Source organism: Bradyrhizobium sp. LMTR 3, assembly GCF_001693485.1.
GTDB lineage: Bacteria > Pseudomonadota > Alphaproteobacteria > Rhizobiales > Xanthobacteraceae > Bradyrhizobium.
This window is the reverse complement of the sequence record NZ_MAXC01000049.1, coordinates 313355-329463: the sequence shown is the minus strand read 5'-3', so window position 1 is coordinate 329463 and position 16109 is coordinate 313355. Positions and strand designations below refer to the sequence as shown.

The 16109-nt window shown below is 60.7% G+C and carries 18 protein-coding genes; 6 read left to right on the top strand and 12 right to left on the bottom strand.

Translation table 11 applies throughout. From position 1 onward, the window contains the following. Both LMTR3_RS29870 and LMTR3_RS29865 read left to right on the top strand, forming a co-directional pair. Entirely contained in the window at positions 1 to 876 is an 876-nt protein-coding gene (locus LMTR3_RS29870) for a Crp/Fnr family transcriptional regulator (protein WP_245320043.1), read from the top strand. A gap of 67 nt (positions 877 to 943) precedes the next feature. Then, positions 944 to 1321 carry a hypothetical protein gene (locus LMTR3_RS29865; protein WP_065748521.1) on the top strand — a complete coding sequence of 126 codons (378 nt, stop codon included), beginning with the start codon at positions 944 to 946 and terminating at the stop codon, positions 1319 to 1321. 1147 nt (positions 1322 to 2468) lie between these two features. Here the strand turns inward: LMTR3_RS29865 and LMTR3_RS29860 are convergent. From LMTR3_RS29860 to LMTR3_RS39895, 7 genes are all read right to left on the bottom strand, one after another. Then, positions 2469 to 2906 carry a hypothetical protein gene (locus tag LMTR3_RS29860; RefSeq protein ID WP_084029887.1) on the bottom strand — a complete coding sequence of 146 codons (438 nt, stop codon included), beginning with the start codon at positions 2904 to 2906 and terminating at the stop codon, positions 2469 to 2471. 15 nt (positions 2907 to 2921) lie between these two features. Then, a complete protein-coding gene (locus LMTR3_RS29855; protein WP_065748520.1) occupies positions 2922 to 3857 on the bottom strand; it encodes a DUF2950 domain-containing protein in 936 nt (311 codons plus the stop codon). Further along, entirely contained in the window at positions 3854 to 5512 is a 1659-nt protein-coding gene (locus LMTR3_RS29850; protein WP_065748643.1) for a DUF3300 domain-containing protein, read from the bottom strand. The genes LMTR3_RS29855 and LMTR3_RS29850 overlap by 4 nt, the downstream gene beginning before the upstream one ends. A gap of 223 nt (positions 5513 to 5735) precedes the next feature. Then, positions 5736 to 6020 carry a hypothetical protein gene (locus LMTR3_RS29840; protein ID WP_065748518.1) on the bottom strand — a complete coding sequence of 95 codons (285 nt, stop codon included), beginning with the start codon at positions 6018 to 6020 and terminating at the stop codon, positions 5736 to 5738. Then, positions 6017 to 6817, bottom strand: a complete 801-nt coding sequence (locus LMTR3_RS29835; RefSeq protein ID WP_084029886.1) for a DUF2092 domain-containing protein — start codon at positions 6815 to 6817, stop codon at positions 6017 to 6019. Before LMTR3_RS29835 ends, LMTR3_RS29840 begins: the two co-directional genes overlap by 4 nt. Positions 6818 to 6899: 82 nt before the next feature. Then, on the bottom strand, positions 6900 to 7316 hold the full coding sequence (locus LMTR3_RS29830) for a hypothetical protein (RefSeq protein ID WP_065748642.1): 417 nt from the start codon (positions 7314 to 7316) through the stop codon (positions 6900 to 6902). A gap of 41 nt (positions 7317 to 7357) precedes the next feature. Beyond that, positions 7358 to 7480, bottom strand: a complete 123-nt coding sequence (locus LMTR3_RS39895) for a hypothetical protein (RefSeq protein WP_283809332.1) — start codon at positions 7478 to 7480, stop codon at positions 7358 to 7360. A 161-nt stretch (positions 7481 to 7641) separates the two neighbouring features. Between LMTR3_RS39895 and LMTR3_RS29825 the strand changes: the two genes are divergently transcribed. Together LMTR3_RS29825 and ppk2 are read left to right on the top strand one after the other, a co-directional pair. Beyond that, positions 7642 to 8094, top strand: a complete 453-nt coding sequence (locus LMTR3_RS29825; protein WP_065748516.1) for a hypothetical protein — start codon at positions 7642 to 7644, stop codon at positions 8092 to 8094. A 40-nt stretch (positions 8095 to 8134) separates the two neighbouring features. Next, positions 8135 to 8935: a polyphosphate kinase 2 gene (ppk2, locus tag LMTR3_RS29820; RefSeq protein ID WP_065748515.1), complete on the top strand. Its 801-nt coding sequence runs from the start codon at positions 8135 to 8137 to the stop codon at positions 8933 to 8935. 43 nt (positions 8936 to 8978) lie between these two features. On the opposite strand, the gene LMTR3_RS29815 is transcribed toward ppk2, so the two are convergent. Together LMTR3_RS29815 and LMTR3_RS29810 are read right to left on the bottom strand one after the other, a co-directional pair. Then, positions 8979 to 9419, bottom strand: a complete 441-nt coding sequence (locus LMTR3_RS29815) for a hypothetical protein (RefSeq protein ID WP_065748514.1) — start codon at positions 9417 to 9419, stop codon at positions 8979 to 8981. Positions 9420 to 9594: 175 nt separating this feature from the next. Further along, positions 9595 to 11268: a SulP family inorganic anion transporter gene (locus LMTR3_RS29810; protein WP_065748513.1), complete on the bottom strand. Its 1674-nt coding sequence runs from the start codon at positions 11266 to 11268 to the stop codon at positions 9595 to 9597. A gap of 132 nt (positions 11269 to 11400) precedes the next feature. Between LMTR3_RS29810 and LMTR3_RS29805 the strand changes: the two genes are divergently transcribed. Both LMTR3_RS29805 and LMTR3_RS29800 read left to right on the top strand, forming a co-directional pair. Continuing rightward, the gene (locus LMTR3_RS29805) at positions 11401 to 12276 is read left to right on the top strand and encodes an alpha/beta hydrolase family protein (RefSeq protein ID WP_065748641.1); all 876 of its coding nucleotides are present in this window, start codon (positions 11401 to 11403) and stop codon (positions 12274 to 12276) included. 30 nt (positions 12277 to 12306) lie between these two features. Beyond that, entirely contained in the window at positions 12307 to 12858 is a 552-nt protein-coding gene (locus LMTR3_RS29800; protein WP_245320042.1) for an invasion associated locus B family protein, read from the top strand. Positions 12859 to 12879: 21 nt separating this feature from the next. Here the strand turns inward: LMTR3_RS29800 and LMTR3_RS29795 are convergent, their stop codons facing one another. The 3 genes from LMTR3_RS29795 to LMTR3_RS29785 form a co-directional block, all read right to left on the bottom strand. Next, on the bottom strand, positions 12880 to 13314 hold the full coding sequence (locus LMTR3_RS29795; protein ID WP_349643827.1) for a response regulator transcription factor: 435 nt from the start codon (positions 13312 to 13314) through the stop codon (positions 12880 to 12882). A gap of 182 nt (positions 13315 to 13496) precedes the next feature. Next, positions 13497 to 14108, bottom strand: a complete 612-nt coding sequence (locus tag LMTR3_RS29790; protein ID WP_065748511.1) for a response regulator transcription factor — start codon at positions 14106 to 14108, stop codon at positions 13497 to 13499. 9 nt (positions 14109 to 14117) lie between these two features. Next, a complete protein-coding gene (locus LMTR3_RS29785) occupies positions 14118 to 15929 on the bottom strand; it encodes a sensor histidine kinase (RefSeq protein ID WP_176722022.1) in 1812 nt (603 codons plus the stop codon). Positions 15930 to 16109: the final 180 nt, after the last annotated feature.

Below are 16109 nucleotides of genomic sequence, written 5' to 3'. Positions count from 1 at the left end.
ATGCTTTCAGAATATCAAATGATGGCGGACATATCGAATCGGCCCATGACGGGCAGCCAAGGGCTGGACGACACGGCATGGCATCCTTCGAATGGGCTCCTTGGCCAGCTTTCCAACGATTGCCACGAAGCAGTACTTGCACGTGCGACGCGCGTTCCGATTGCAAGGCGGCAGGCCTTGCTTGAGCGAAACGTCCGGCTGCGTTTTGCCTATTTCATCGAGAGTGGCGCCGCATCTCTGTTCGCCAAAGCGGGAGCGGATCGTACCCAGGTGGAAATCAGAACGTTGGGAGCTGGCGATTTTGTAGGAATTCCCCTCGTTCTTGGAGGAGCAATATCGCCACATCGATGTACCGTTCAAGTCGCGGGCGATGCTCTTCGGATCAACGCCGACGATCTCGTGCCCCTCATCGAGGACCTCCCGGAACTACGCAAACTCCTGCTGACCTATGTTCACTCTGCTCTGATACACAGCTCCCAGTTAGTCGCGTGTAACACGAGGCATACGCTGCGTGAACGACTCGCACGATGGCTGCTCGTGGCCAGCGACAGGCTTCAGTCAAATGATATTGCCTTGACCCACGACGTCCTGGGCCGGGCCATTGCTGTGCGACGCGCAGGAGTGACGACAGAAATGGGACGGATGGAACAGGCGGGTCTGATCCGGCGGCATCGAGGCAGGGTTTCAATCATCGACCGCCCGGGCTTGGAGAACACGTCATGCAGTTGTTATCGCGTGCTGCGCGTCTCTGCAAAAGCGTGGCGACACAACCCGATATCATCCGGCTCACCAAGCGTTGGCCGCATTGCTTGTGAGGCAACCTCAGAACCAATCACGCGGCTTGAGACACTGGAGCGTACAGCCTTACAACCATAATTTTCTCCGGAGGTAATCGACAGGAGAGGAAATCTGTCAGGAGATCCTGAACCGGAAGGAGAACCCCATGGAGAGGATCGAAGTTAATTGGCAGGCGGTGAAGGTCAGCTTGTGGGCCGGCGCATCGGGAATGGTCGTTGGCGCCTACCTATTGGTGCAGGCGTTTGGATTTCTCAGTCCATCGAAAGCTGAAAGGCTGGCGTCCGAGGAAAGCGATCGCGCAGTTGTGGCGGCGCTTGCGCCAGGCTGCGCCGAGGATTTTCGTTCCTTGCCGGACGTCAAAGTGCGATTGGGTGCGCTCGTCGCTAGTAGGGGCAGCTATCGTGCCAAAGATGCTTTTCCACCAGAATTGGTGACCCGGCCTGGCAAGACATATGTCGACCATGATCTCGTCAGAGCATGCAGGAATCTGCTGTTGAAGAATCAGACGGCCGATCTGAAATAATGCTCCGCGCCTCTCAAAGATATTTCCTAAAACGAGCGTGCCGTAGCCATGGCGTGCAGGGGCTCATGCGACGAGCCGGCTTCTATCTAATAGCGATCGGAGCATCACTTGGTGCAGGATCAGCCCAAAGTGAGGATCAACCTGTGTCTCACAGATGCGCTGATCAAGTTGGCCATATTTGACCGCCGATTGCCTTCGACGAGCTGACAACTCAGAGCCGATCACCACGGCCCGTACGGTGTCGATGGCAAACAGCGATGAAGTGACCACATCCGAACTCGACGACCGCCAACCTCGTATCGTCGGACATGCGGTGCTTGAAGACGATGCCCTCTGCATAGATGTCCAACGGCAGTGCAAAGAGAGAATTGCCTAACGCGGCTTTGACGATCCGCTGCCATCTGCCGGTGTCTCGCCAAGCGCAAAAATGGCTCTGGACAGTCGATTACTTGAGACGCCTGATTCCGAGAAGCCCAGGAACTATTTAGGTGCTAGGCTTGTCCGTATAGATAGATCGGCGAGGCTTGTGAGCAGCTTGCCTACTCTCGCAGCTTACATTGGACGATGCCCCTGCCGCTTCTCGTTCGAACCACAAATCTCGTGATCATCCATCCAGCGCTACGAGGTGCCACGGGTTACCTCGCTGTGCTCTCGCGCTAGATATTTCTAGATTTTCTTTGATCTCTCCGTGCACACATCGGGCACACGCCGCCTTCTAACCAATTGAAAGACTTGAACTCTCGCTCCAATCCATCATCGGCGCAACGGAGAATTTCCATTCCATCTCAATTGCTTAACCGCAATACCGGTTCAATGCAACTTGATGTTTTTAACCCTGCCCATCCGCGGAGCATGTCCACCCTAACTAAAATATCGAAAACAACCCCATGCAAAGTAGGCATCGCGGTTGCAAGGCCGCTTCGGGCGACGCGAAGACGTTTGATATGTCGCGTAAATCAACATCATCGCCGCAATGCTCGGTTTCGCTTGAGTGCCGGGGTTCGAATTGGTGGAGTGTTACCTCCCTTCCCAACACCCCATCGGAGCTGCGATACCTTCTGCAGTCTTCCGCATGAAGACGTTCACAGCGCGAGCAAATGCTATTTCGCTCCTGCGCCCGGAATGCCGAACGCGCCGTCCATGGCATCTACCTGAGTGAAATCGTGATACGGCTCAGGTTCGCGGCAAACTCCAGGCCTGCTTTCGGGCCTTTCAGATCGAGCACAATCCCTTTTTCATTTCTCAGACTGACGCCGCCCGCGCCGCCCACTAACGCTCCGCCCGCTCCGACCGCACTGTAGGTGCCGGCGAAGTCCCTGACGTCGCGTATGCCGGAGGCCCATCCTTCCAGGCGGCTGGCCGTTGCGCCCACGGTGATGCCGAGACTCTGGCCGGTTGCCGTGAAGTGGTAGTTGCGGCCGCGATAGGAGAGTACGCCGCGTCCACCGCCCACGCCAGCGACCAATCCAGCCTTCACGAAATTGACGCGCACGTAGCCTGGTGCCTGCGCGACCGACGGCGGTGGCAGAAGCAGAACAAACGCAAACTGCGCGATCGCGACACAACGAAGCATGGGCGTCAACATCCACTCGCTCCACCTTCAGGGATTGCCCACGTCGACTTTCTTCCAGGTCTGGTCGGGGTCAAACAGGAACGTGCGCTTTGCGCTCATCGAGGTGCGTTGGCCGAGATCCTTCTGATAAACGGTGCCCGCGTGGTTGACCAGGAATGTCATGACGCCCGAATTGCCGTATTCCGCAGGATAAGCGATGAGCGCAAATCCGCCGATCATCTTGTTCTTGACTACATAGTTCAGTGCGCCGCCGGGCGCGTTGGGACCCTGTCCCTTCAATATCCGATAGTAGTAGCCATGATAGGGCGCGCCGCCCTCGGTCCCGGCCTTGTAGCCTTCGGCCGAGGCCTGCGCGGCGAGTTCGCCGAGCGGGCTTGGATCGCGATCGTCACGCCAGAACAGACCGTCCTTCTTGCCCGGACTGCTGGCGATGCGTTGGGCGTAGACGCCTGCGCCTTCACCGCGGTCCTTGTCCGCATATTCGTTCTGGGCGTCGACGAAAGCGAGACAGGTTTGAATCGCATCGGCTTCATTGCGACCGATGCGGCGATAGAGGATCTCGAGGCGACCCGCGGCTGCATCAAACTCCCAGCCATCCCTGCTGTTGACCAGCGGGATCGGGAACGGAAAATCGTCCGTGCCCAGGATCAATGTCGCTTTCTTGTTTTCCTCCGACTTGATGGAATGTTTGGCTTCATACGCCTTCAGGAAACTCGCGCGTGTTTCCGCATCTGCGACATCGTCTCCGGATGCGATGATCTCCTCGGCTTCTCTGCCAAGAACCCTGAGCATGGCCCTCTTGGAGCCGGTCTTGACGGCTGCGACCAGCGCTGCGGCGGCTTCTTCTGGAGTCGGAAAGGCCTGCTGTGCATGCGCAGGCGACATCAAGAGAGCCAGCGCGATTGCGGCGGCGACACAAGCTGCAGCAGCGCGGTCCAACCGGAACGGCCCGATCGTGATCATCGCGATACCTCCGATTGTGCAGGAATGTTTGCGCCCGAAGCGAGCCACTCACTGTAAGTGCGCAGCTTCAATCCGAGCTTGTCGTAGTAGACGCGCAGATAGCCGTCGCTGCCGCGCATCACTGCCTCCGGCATCACGCGCTCGACTTCCTGGGCCATCACACCGACATAGGCCTTGGTGCTGCCGAGGTAGCTGAAACGATAGTAGCCGAGGCCATTGGCGAGATAACCGAGTTGAACGATGCTGTGCTTCAGGGCGATGTCGGAGCGTCGTCCGCCACCGCGAAAACCGCCGCCGCCGCCAAAGCCGCCGCCACCTCTCATGGCGGCTCCGCCGCCAAAGCCGCCCCCGCCTCGTCCCGCAAAGCTCGGACCGCCGCCACGTGGGCCCATGCTCGCCATGCTTGCCCGGCCGCGAGCGGATTGCGCAGCGGCAGCCCTGCCCGACGATACATTCATTGCCCCGCCGCGGCCGCTTCCACGATCCCCGCGCGCGGCGCTGCCGCCGCCGCGATTGGCAACCTTGGCGCGATCTCCGCCGCGGGCCTTGGCGCGATCGCCACCACCTTTGGCACGATCCGCCGCGCCCGGCCGGTTGCCGCCACGATCTCCTACGCGATCGCCGCCGCGGTCGCCTGCCCGATCGCCGATGCGATCACCTGCACGATCGCCAGCGCGATCGGCACCACCGGGGCGATCCTGTCCAGGACGAAGCACCTGCTGCCCGTCGCGCCCGCGGAAATCCATTCGGTTCGAGGCGCCGGCCTTCAGATTGTTGTTGCCGAAACGCTGCTGAACGTTGGCGTTGCTGTAACGCACGCCCTGCCGATGCGCCGGGTTATGCTGCCAATTGTTCCCGACATTGGTGACCCTGTTGAAATGATTGACGTAGAGGTTGCGATTGCCCCAGTTGCAGCCGCCACCCCAGTAATTTCCCCAGCGGGCGATAGCCCAGCCGGCGCCAAAGGCGAGGCCTGTCGCGATCACGCCCGCCCCGATGTAAGGTGGATATCCGAAGTAATACGGCGGATACTCTGCATAGGGCCACGCTCCGTAGACCGTCGCCGGATCGTAGTACGGCACATAGAGTGTTTCCGGATCGGCCGACTCGATGACGACGACCTGCTTGTTTTCCTGCGTCTGGACGCTGACTTTCTGCTGCTTGGTGGTGACAAGCTTCTTATTGTCATAGGCCTTGGTGCGCAGCCGCTGGATCGCGTCCATCACATCGGGCTGTTGCGCAAGCACCGCATCGCCCAAACTCTTGGTCCAATCGATTTTGTCGCTCATCATCGCAAGCACGTCTGCGGTGCTGGCAAGCGCCTTGACGCTTTCGTCCCAGGCCTGCTTGTCGACCTCCTTCTTCAGCGCATCGCCCTTCAGCGTCTTGTTCGCCTTCACCCAGCGATCCGCCTGCACGACTTCCAGCGGATAGGTCGACGCCGGCAGCACGTTGGCAAGCAGCTCATCCGGATAAAGCGCGACCGGTGCGACCAGAGCCTCAAGTTGCTCGGGCTTCAACAAAGTTTGTTCGGCTTGCGGCTGTACAGGCGTCTGGCTCGGTGCAGGCGGACTAGCGGGTATTTGCGCCGGTGCGGTGACGGGAACAGTCAATAGCAGTGTAAGCACCAGCAGCATCTTGTCGCAACGAAACATCGTGGCCTCCATTCCTGACCTTGGATGGAAGCCTCGGACCGTGCGCCGGTCGGAGGTTTGACAAAGATCAAAGGAATCCCGCTCAACTCGCGCGGCACGCCCTTCTGCTGCACCGCAAGAGCGATCCGGCGGTCGTGGATCAGGTTTTCCAGCCGGTGCAGCACGATTCAACGTGCGAGGAAACTGCGGCGAACCGCGGCTCGACGGCAGCGAATTACCGTTTCTAACAGCGCGTGACGACCCGGCCGTAGGCGTCGACGGCCTGGACGCAGCCCGACCCGTAATAGGCTCCGGCAGCGGCCGCGCCCGCGCCAACAGCGACAGCACGGCGCGTCGTGCGGCGTGCCACGCCGGCGTAGCTCATCGGCGTCAACGGACGGCCGATGCGCGCCTCGGCAGAGGACATCAGGCCCGTATCGATGGTCGTCTCTCCGTTCCAGAACAAGCCGCCGGCGAGCGCGACAGCAGCGGCAACGGGTACGATCAGCTTGCGTGGCAAGACGGTCATTTCTTTGCTCCTGCGGGTGTGCCGGGGGGAATCTCGTCGAATTCGACCATGGCTGTGGAATCGAGCGCGACCTTAGTCGCATCGGCCGGCGGCTTGAATGTGAAGTCCGCTTCGGCAATGGCGTCCGTTTTCCAGTCCCTGATCCTCAACGTGTATTGCGGAGCGCCGGTGACGGTCTTGCTGGTAATCACATATTTGCGCGGCACAGGCTTTGCGCCGGTCTCGATCCAGATCTGCCAATCGGTATCAGGTCCGCGAAAGGCCAGATGCTCGCACTCGACACCATCCACCACGCCCTGGCCGATATGGCTGCCCTGGATCACATTGGCCATCAGCTCGTCGTATGAATTGGACAGCAGAAGGTCCGCGCCGGGCAAGCCAGCGCTCGAATGGCCGTGCAGCGTGTCAATCATCTTGTCGGTACCGCCGGCAACATCGGCCTGCACATAGGCTTTCGCGTTGTTGCCGTAGAGTGAAACTGTCTTGCCATCGTAGACCAGTTCGACATCCGCATAGCCGCCGGTACGGCGGACACGCAGCTTGTCGGGCCGGTTCATCTTCATCTCGCCGGAGCTGGTGAACTGGATCTTCTGCAGTTCTGGCGTGACCACCTCGACATCGCTGTCGAACTTCGCCGAGAGCGACTTCTGGCCCGCCAGATAATCGGACATCGCTTTCAATACCTTGGCGGGATCGTCGGCGCGTGCTTTCTCGCTTGCTGCGACCGATAGAATGGCGATAGCGGCGGTTGCTGCCGAAACTCGGATCATGGTCCGAAGATGTGATCCCTGGGTCATTTTGTGCTCCTCCCTGAATGCGCGCCATTGAGCGCGCATCCGTGGGGACCACCTTTGACATAAATCAAGCTGCTCTTATCGGCTAAGACACGGGACAGCGCGCATACTTGATTTCCATGCCTGATATGCCCGGGAACATCCGGATCACGGTGTTGGCATCAACTTCCCTGAGACTGAATTGCACATTCTGCAGCATGATATCGGAAGCACAGGCCGCGAGCAGATTGATGTTCGCGCCTTCGTTCTTCTTCGCCTTGATTCGGCAGCGTGCGTACTTGCCGGTGATCTGGTCGCCTTCGATGATGAAACCGCCGCCATAAACGTCCGACATGTCGGCAAAGGTCACCTGCGTGCCCCTTCGAACGAAGACCTTGGCGCAGTTCTCGGCATCGCTCACCCAGGCGCCGTTGAGGTCGAAAGCTACGGCAGGGCCAGGCATGAAGAAGCACGCGCCTGCGAGCAATGCCGAAAGCGCTGCATTTGTGTACGTCGATTTCATCGCTTTCTCCTCAATGCCCGCTCCAGGCAAATACAGATTGCCTACCCACATAACGGTCGCCACGAGAAAACTCCCATCACCGCCATCAGGGTGCCTGAGCCGTCGGCGCCGGGAATGAAGAACGGCAGATGATGGGGAGCTGCCGGATGCATCTGGCCGCTCAAGGCTGTCCTCCCTCTCGCACGGGCGGGTGCGCCGCAGTCACATCCGGCACAGTGCGGCCCCTGCCCTGACGATGCTTGATCTGGATCAAGAGGTGCCGCGCCACCGCGGCCCTAACGTTAGAGGGCAAGAAGCGGCACACGGTCATTCAGGAGAGGCTTCCATGCCCAAAATCGACGACCTGATCCCCAACGCGAAGGAAATCCAGAAACAAGCTGCCATGAAAGAGGCCCAGAAGGCTGAGGAGCATGCCAAGCGCCTGGCGGCGGCCGAAGCCGAGAAGCGAGCTCTGATTGACAAGCTCAGCCAGCCATCCGGCCTGTCCGAGGATGAGAAGGTGCAGCTCGCCTCTACCGTGATCCAGCGCGCGGTGCGCAATGGCCTGACCGAAGTGCAGGTCTACCGCTTCCCGAACTCGCTGTGCACCGACCGTGGCCGCGCCATCAACCAGATGGAAGCAGGGTGGGAAAAGACGCTCACCGGAATTCCAAAGGAAATCTACCAGCTCTGGAGCGATTATCTGCAGCCCCGCGGCTACCGGATCAGCTATCAGATCATCGATTTTCCGGGCGGCATGCCGGGCGACATCGCTATCACGATACGCTGGGACGGCTAGCCGTTCCGCGCCCGATCGCAGTCGAACGGAGGATCATAGCATGGCCAGGGACGACGCTCCGCCGAAGATGAAGCGGAAGGCGTACGAAAAGGAGCTGCGCAAACTGCAGGTGGAGCTCTGCCGTTTGCAGGAATGGGTGAAGACGCAAAAACTGAAGGTGATCATCCTGTTCGAGGGTCGCGACGCCGCCGGCAAGGGCGGCACCATCAAGGCCCTTACCGAAAAGGTGAGCCCGCGGGTGTTCCGTGTGTGCGCCCTACCCACCCCTTCCGACCGGCAGAAGAGCCAGCTCTTCTTGCAGCGCTATGTCGAGCAGTTCCCCGCCGGCGGCGAGATCGTGATCTTCGACCGTAGCTGGTACAATCGCGCCGGCGTCGAGTATGTGATGGGGTTTTGCAGTCCGGAGGAGCACAAGCGCTTTCTGGAATTGTGTCCTCAAGTCGAGAAGTTCGCCGTTGACGGCGGCATCATCCTGATCAAGCTGTGGCTCGAGGTCGGCATGGAAGAGCAGGAAGTACGCTTCCAGGCCCGCATCGAGGACCCGTTGCGGCAGTGGAAGCTCAGCCCCATGGACACCGAGTCGTTCGGGCGATGGTACGACTACTCGCGGGCGCGCGACATGATGTTCAAGGCGACCGACACCAAGCAAGCGCCTTGGCGGCTGATCCGCTCCAACGACAAGCGGCGCGCGCGCCTCAACGTCATATCGCACATCCTCACGACAATTCCGTACAAGAAGATAAAGCGCGATAAGGTCGAGCTGCCGAAGCGGTCCAATAAAGGACGCTACAACGACCAGTCGAGCCTGCGCGGGATGAAGTTCGTCGAGGACCGCTACTAGGCGGCAGGCGGGGAGCCGCGCAAGACGGCTCCCGCCACGCTACTCATTGCATCGCGATTGTAACGCCGCCCACGGCGGCAGAGGCTTCCACGCCAACCCTTGGTCCACTGAGCTGCAGGATCACCCCCTTGGCATTCTGCAACTGCACGCCGCCGGCGCCCGCTGCGAGCGCACCGCCTGCTCCGCCAACCGCATAGCTGCCGGCCAGATCGCCGGGGCTGCGTAGGTTCAACGCCCTTCCGACGAGCTTGCTGGTCGAAGCACCGACCGTGAAGCCGACGCTCATGCCTGACACCGTGAAGGGATACCTTTTGCCGCGGAAGGTCAGCACACCTTGCCCGCCGCCGACGCCGACGATAAATCCGCCCTTGGTGAAAACGACGCTCACCTGGCCGACTTCAGCCACAGCCGGCGCCGTAAGGCATGCCGAAACCAAAACTCCGAGCACAGCCGCCAGCATCATTCGTATCCGATATTTCTTCATAACGTTTCCTCTTCGGGCTTCAAGCCTGGACCACAACGGGCCGTTGCAGAACTGATCGATGCGATGATGCTCGTGCCGGCCATGGTGGCGAACATTGATCCAAGTCAACAAATGTCGACCCCGAGAGCGATGCCGCACGTTCAGCGCGTTTCGCGCACGGCGCAGCGCAGCAAGGTCAGCCGTCCCCGAGATCACCGAGCAAGCTGTCCATCCGTCGGGTCCAATTGGCGCTGTCGGTTTTTTCCGCCAGCCCGTCTGCTTGCAAGACATCGCGGACCTGTCCGCGGGCGCCGACGATCTGGAACGCGATGCCGCGAGCGGACAGTTCGCCATGAAGGTCGTGCAGCATTTTGGCGCCCGCGAGATCAATGAAGGGTGAAGACGAGAGGCCGCAGACCACCAACTTGGTATCTGGTGCGGCGTGGACTCTCGCCAGCGCCGTCTCCAGGACGGTTTCGGCGTTGATGTAAAGCAGCGACGCTTCGGGGCGGAACGCGATGATGCCGGCGAGCGGCTCGACATCCGGATTCCGGGCGCTATCGGCGTAACGCCCGGTCCCCGGTAGCCGGCCGAGGAATGCCACGTTGGGCTGCGAGGCGCGTGCCAGGAGAAGGAAGATCGAAGCGAGCGCGGCGAGCAATATGCCCTGCAGGATGCCGAGCAGCAGCACCGAAACCAGCGCGATCGCCGCAGCATAGAAATCGATGCGGCTGATCCGCCACATGCGGACGAGTGCTGCGACATCGACGAGCTTGTAGACCGCGGTGAAAACGATCGCTGCCAGCACCGCCTTGGGAAGGTTCGTCAGCAGTCCGGTAAGAAAGAGCAGGCAGATCGCCAGCGTGGCCGAACAGATGACCAACGCAAGCGGCGTGCGGGCTCCTGCCTGATCGTTGACCGCGGACTGCGATAATCCGCCCGCGACTGGATAACCATGCCCCAGCGACACCGCGAGGTTTGCGGCGCCCAAGCCCAAAAACTCCTGCCGCACATCGAGGGGATAGCCATGTTTGGCCGCAAAGCTTCGCGCGGCCGAGACGCCCTCCACATAGGCCAATAGTAGGATGCCTGCGGCGAGCGGAAACAACTCGTCAAACTCCAGCAGGCCGAAGGTCGGCATGGCGAGACCAGGCAGTCCCTTCGGTATCTCTCCGGTTACTGCAACGCCCAGCGCCGGCAGCCCAAGGATTGTCGCCATGAGGATGGACAGGATCACGACAGCGAGCCCGACGGGTCTTCCCGGCAAGAACCGAGCGCCCAGCAGCAGCAGCACGATCGCTACAAGACCGATTGCCAGTACGATCAGGTGCATATCGCCGAGCTGCCCGGCCAGCTTGACAGCGCGGTCGAAGAAGTGACGCCCGCCGCCGGCAACGCCGAACAGGCTCGGCAACTGGGTCATGATGATGGTGAGGCCTGCCCCGGCCTTGAAGCCTACGAGAATGCTGTCGCTGACGAGGCGCACCAACATGCTGAGCCTGAACAGCCATGCGATGAAGCAGAGCAACGCGACCGCAATGGCGGCGAGGCTCGCGATCTGCGCATAGCGCACGCCATCGCCGGCGGCGAGCGGCCCAACAGTTGCGGCGATCATTAGCGAGATCGCAGAGGTCGGACCGACCGCCAGTTGTCTGGAGGAGCCAAGCAGCGCATAGCCGATGCCGCCGAGCATGTAGCCGTAGACCCCGACCTGCGGCGGCAGGCCGGCAAGCGCCGCATAAGCCAGAGAGACCGGGATTGCATAGGCTGCGAGCGTGACGCCTGCGATGATGTCGGGACGCAGCCAAGAGGAACGATAGCCAGTGAGCCACTCGGCGGGCGGAAAAAATCCTGGCCAGCTCGATTTCATGCCCGCCCCGGTTCGAAAATCTCGTCTACCGGCAACGTGCTGCTGATCGTGCTGGGTCCGTTGATCCAGATCAAGGTTTCATCGCGCTGGCAGCAAAGACTCGTGTGCAGATCTCTGGCCGGAGCGCAAAGCATGCACTGCCGTGTGTGGAGGTTCCTCATCATCGCGGCGGCTGTGGCGAGGGCCTCGCTCGCGGCAGCGGCCGATGATCCACCGCGGCTACAGGAAGAGGTGTGGGCCTTACCCCTTCCCACGCCGACCATCGCCTATGTCGTGCGCCCGGTCGGCGACGGCCCCTTCCCGCTCGCCATCATGAACCACGGCGTCTCGCTTGATCCAGTTCAGCGCGGTTTCTTCCCGCTGGTTGAATTCCGCGACGCCGCGATGTGGTTCGCGCGCCGCGGCTATATGGTGGTAGCGCCCTCAGGCCCCGGCTATGGCGCGGCCGCCATCGACGTGCCGGAAGCAGGCCTGTTCACCGCGTTCTTCTCCAAGATCGGCAAATGCAGCAATCCGAACTTTCGCGATGCCGGGCTTGCAGCGGCCCAGCTCAATCTCTGGATCATCGAATACATGAGCACGCTAAAGCGGATCGCGCCCGACCATGTCATCGTGATCGGCCAATCCGCCGGCGGCTGGGGTTCGATCGCGCTGTCGAGCGTCAATCCGCCGCCTGTTAAGGCGATCATCGTTTTTGCGGCCGGGCGCGGCGGCCGCGTCGACGGCAAGCCGAATGACAATTGCGGCCCCGACAACCTGGTCGAGGCAACCGGCGTCTTCGGCCGCACCTCCCGCGTACCGATGCTTTGGCTCTATATCGAGAACGACACCTTTTTCGGCCCCGAACTGTCGAAGCGGATGCACGCGGCATTTACCGGTGCAGGCGGCAATGCCGAATATCACCTCTTTCCGCCACATGGCAGCGACGGTCATTTCTTCATCGGCGCGGCGGATGCCGTTCCGATCTGGTCGCCGCTCGTCAGCGCCTTCCTGGACAAGCACAAGTGAGGGACAATGCAGCATTCACTGGTGACTGGCATGCTCCTCGGTATTGCTCTTGCCTTCCCGGCGGCTGACCGGGCAATGGCGCAACAGGCCGCCAAACCTGCCGCTGACGAATTCGCCGTGCGCGGCCAGCGCGAAGCCCGCGCCATCAAGTATGGTGACTGGGAGAAAGTCTGCTTCAAGCCGGGCGGCGCGAAGATGGTCTGCCGTACGACGATCGCTGGCCATTTCGAAACGGGCCAGATCGCAGTGCGCGTCTACATTGTGGAGCGCGAAGGTGACGACACCGCAAGATTACAAGCGTTCCTGCCCGTCGGGCTCTACATACCGGCAGGTGCCAAACTCACGGTCGACAAAGGCATGGCGCACAAAATTCCCTACACCTGGTGCCTGACCAACACCTGCATTGCCGGCGACGTCGCCAAGCAGGAGCTGCTCCGCGAATTGGAGAGCGGCAGCAATCTCGCCGTTGAGGTCGTCGATACCAACATGCTCGCAGTCACGACAACACTGCCGCTCAATCAGTTCGCCGCGGCGCGCAAAGGAGCGCCGACAAAGGTCTTCGAACAGAGCATCGACGAGTGAGGGAGAAGGCCGGCGGCAGGTCTATGCGAGACCGGCGGCTGCCTTTTTGATCGGCTCGATCAGCGACTGCGCCAGGAACGGCTTTGTCAGATAGGCGACACAGCCGGAAGCCATCGCAGCCATACGCGTCGCATCACTGTCGTTCCCGGTGATGTAGATCACAGGCAGGGACACGCCTGCTTCCGCCAGGCGGTGGCGCAGTTCGATGCCCGATCCGTCGGCGAGATTGATATCGAGCACGAGGCAACAGGCCTGCGCGAAATCGTCGTGGTCCTGCAAGGACTTTGCCGTTTCGAACGGCACGGCGTCAAAACCGTGCTGTTTGAGCAGCCGGCGCACGCCCTTCAGCATGGATGGGTCGTCGTCAACGACAAAAACGACTTTGCGCTGGTCCAAGGTGCTTGCTTTCAGTTCATTCCAACAGTTCGTCGGGACAACAGCCGGGATGACCGCCAACCCTCAAGATGGACTTCGGTTCCGAAAGAATCCTCGTGGGTCCGCCTGCGGTCCGCGAGGTCACCCCAACCGATACGTCACCAAAGGCTACGCTCCGCAAAGGGCTCTCATATTGTCCTTTCGGACACCGCATCATAGCTGCAGTACCTCAGTACACAACCTTTAGGTGCGATCGGGATCCACTAGCTGAGCAGGCCAAGCCGCTCCGCCATCGTGACGAGTTCGGCCAGAGATTGCACCTTCATCTTCTCCATCACCTGATGGCGATGCGCCTTGATGGTGCGCTCCGTCGTTCCCAGTTCATGCGCGATCTGCTTATTGAGCTTGCCACGCACGACGAGACCGAACACCTGCCGCTCACGCGCCGTCAGTGCGGCCAGCAGCGCCCGCATCTCCTCCAGCCTGTGCTGCTCACCCCGCACGGCGGCGTGCCGGGCCATCGCCCGCTCGATGGCGCCAAGCAACTCTTCCGATTCGACTGGCTTGGTGAGGAAATCCTCCGCGCCAGCTTTGATGGTCCGCACGGTCGTCGGCGTGTCGGGATGCCCTGTCAGGAATACGATCGGCAGGGTTGAGCCGAGCGCGTTGAGGCGCCCCTGCAACTCCGGCCCGCTCAAGCCGGGTATCCGCACGTCAAGCAGGATGCAACAAAGCTCGTTCTCATCGGGAGGAGAATCGAGCAATTGCTGCGCCGACGGATAGGTCGCAACCTGATAACCAGCAAGGGTCAGCCGGCGCTCGATCGCTGTGCGGAAGGATGCATCATCGTCGACGACATGAACGCAGCCCGGCATACCCCCCTCCTATGCGACCAGCGGCAAGGTGAAATGAAATGCCGCACCGCCGCCGCTCTGGTTCTCGGCCCAGATCTGCCCCTTGTGGGCAAGAATGATGGTGCGCGCAATGGAAAGACCGATTCCCATGCCCTTTTCCTTGGTGGTGAAGAAAGGATCGAACACCTGGGCGAGCTTGTCAGCCGGAATTCCGGGTCCGGAATCGGAAATTGAGATCACGGCCGACGAGCCACCATTTAATTCGGTGCGGCCGATCACCGTGCGGCCGTAGGGAATCGTCGCCATCGCATCCATGGAGTTGACGACCAGATTGAGAATGACCTGCTGGAGCTGGATTGGGTCGCCCTTGATGCGCAGCGCACCCGGCGCCGTCTGCAGATATAAAGCGACATTGCGCGCCGATGCCTGGACGGATAAAAACTTGAACGCCTCGCCCATGACCTCGTTGAGATCTATATCCCGCGTCTCGAACGGCGTCCGCTTCAGGAAACCGCGCAAGCGGCGGATCACCTCGCCGGCGCGCTGGTCGTCGCGTTTGATGTCGGCGAGAATTTCCCTGATCTCTCCGAGGTCGGGCTTATCCGATTTCAGGATCAGTTCGGCAGTCTCGGCGTTGGTGAGGATCGATCCCAGCGGCTGATTGAGCTCGTGGGCAATCGACGACGACAATTCGCCGGTCGTTGCCTGCCGGTTAACATGCGCGAGCTCCGACATCCGTTCGTGAGACTCCACTTCGGCATTGCGCCGCAGATGCCGCTCATGCAATAGGAATATGATCAGTCCAGCCTGGATCAGTATCGCAGATGCGACGGCCATGCTCTCCCAGCGATACTGTTCAAGAAAAGTCGGCTCGCGGAAACGAATCTCACTGCCCTCGGGCAGGCTCGACTCGCTGACGTTCCAGCGCTGCATCTGTTTCCAGTTGAAGAGCGGCTTGGACTCTTGTGTAACCGGCGGGACATTCCCTGCCTGCTCACCGTTGAGAATGCGCAACGCAAGTCTGCCCGCCTCTGCGCCGATCTCTTTCGCAATCAGGCTGTATCCGCCGATCGCGCCTGCGGCCAAAAGCGGCTCGGCTCCAACCACGATGGGACGGTTCGCCTTTTCGGCGATCAATCTCATAGCGGTTGCCGCCGGATAGTATGTACCTGCACCATCGGAAAATACGCCGGAATAGACGATGGCGCTCCGCTCCGGCAGTTCGGCAACCCGCTTAAGGATATTCGACATCTTCTGCCCGACCAAATCGATCACCATCAGGCCGGATGTCGCAGTGGGAATCTCCTCACCCCAGTGTCGGAACAGCGACTGCCGATCCCAGCTATCGCCGACCAGGACGATCGTGTCGAGGCCAGGGACCACCGTACGCGCGGTCTTGATCGCATCGGCCAGAGGGTTTTTTATGGCCACGCCGGTGACGTTTGCCAGCCGGCCGAGCTTGGCCAATTGGGTCACCTCCAACATGGCGAAAACAACCGGTACGCCGGGCCATAATTCCTCACGCCAGCGCAATGTGTGGTCGAGCGTGCCGGCGCCGTTTGCCACGATGACGCCGATCGACCGGTCCCGGTATTTTTCCTTGAGGTACCGCTTCAGGCTCTCCTCATAGGCGGCACCACCAAAACGCGTCAGATCGAGATTCTCGCCATAGACGGTGATCTGCCCTTCGGTATCCAGCACTTCCCGCAGCCCCGAAGACAGTTGATAATAGAACGGCCCACGCAAATTCGACTGGTCGAGCACAAGGACGGAATGCGGCCGGCCGTCCTGCGCCAAAAGGCAAGTCGGCGCCAGCACTGCGAGTAAGCCAACAATAAGCAAGACAATTCTAATCATGACGCGGTACAGCGAGCAATTGTGGACCAAGCTAGCACCAGCTTGCTCGATCGAGAACCTGAAGTTGCTCCCGAAGCGGAGTAGCCCCGGCAGCCATATTGACGCATTTCCCGCTGACCTGTCCCTAGGGACAATGGACCCCGAGGCGCAGATCAAGACAATGTC

Bases quoted from the DNA above. Each gene is read 5' to 3' on its own strand.
- LMTR3_RS29870 (WP_245320043.1), top strand. From the start codon at position 1: ATGCTTTCAGAATATCAAATGATGGCGGACATATCGAATCGGCCCATG.
- LMTR3_RS29810 (WP_065748513.1), bottom strand. From the start codon at position 11,268: ATGAAATCGAGCTGGCCAGGATTTTTTCCGCCCGCCGAGTGGCTCACT.
- ppk2 (WP_065748515.1), top strand. From the start codon at position 8,135: ATGGCCAGGGACGACGCTCCGCCGAAGATGAAGCGGAAGGCGTACGAA.
- LMTR3_RS29800 (WP_245320042.1), top strand. From the start codon at position 12,307: ATGCTCCTCGGTATTGCTCTTGCCTTCCCGGCGGCTGACCGGGCAATG.
- LMTR3_RS29865 (WP_065748521.1), top strand. From the start codon at position 944: ATGGAGAGGATCGAAGTTAATTGGCAGGCGGTGAAGGTCAGCTTGTGG.
- LMTR3_RS29840 (WP_065748518.1), bottom strand. From the start codon at position 6,020: ATGACCGTCTTGCCACGCAAGCTGATCGTACCCGTTGCCGCTGCTGTC.
- LMTR3_RS29790 (WP_065748511.1), bottom strand. From the start codon at position 14,108: ATGCCGGGCTGCGTTCATGTCGTCGACGATGATGCATCCTTCCGCACA.
- LMTR3_RS29825 (WP_065748516.1), top strand. From the start codon at position 7,642: ATGCCCAAAATCGACGACCTGATCCCCAACGCGAAGGAAATCCAGAAA.
- LMTR3_RS29835 (WP_084029886.1), bottom strand. From the start codon at position 6,817: ATGACCCAGGGATCACATCTTCGGACCATGATCCGAGTTTCGGCAGCA.
- LMTR3_RS29805 (WP_065748641.1), top strand. From the start codon at position 11,401: ATGCACTGCCGTGTGTGGAGGTTCCTCATCATCGCGGCGGCTGTGGCG.
- LMTR3_RS29855 (WP_065748520.1), bottom strand. From the start codon at position 3,857: ATGATCACGATCGGGCCGTTCCGGTTGGACCGCGCTGCTGCAGCTTGT.
- LMTR3_RS29850 (WP_065748643.1), bottom strand. From the start codon at position 5,512: ATGTTTCGTTGCGACAAGATGCTGCTGGTGCTTACACTGCTATTGACT.
- LMTR3_RS29815 (WP_065748514.1), bottom strand. From the start codon at position 9,419: ATGAAGAAATATCGGATACGAATGATGCTGGCGGCTGTGCTCGGAGTT.
- LMTR3_RS29860 (WP_084029887.1), bottom strand. From the start codon at position 2,906: ATGTTGACGCCCATGCTTCGTTGTGTCGCGATCGCGCAGTTTGCGTTT.
- LMTR3_RS29830 (WP_065748642.1), bottom strand. From the start codon at position 7,316: ATGAAATCGACGTACACAAATGCAGCGCTTTCGGCATTGCTCGCAGGC.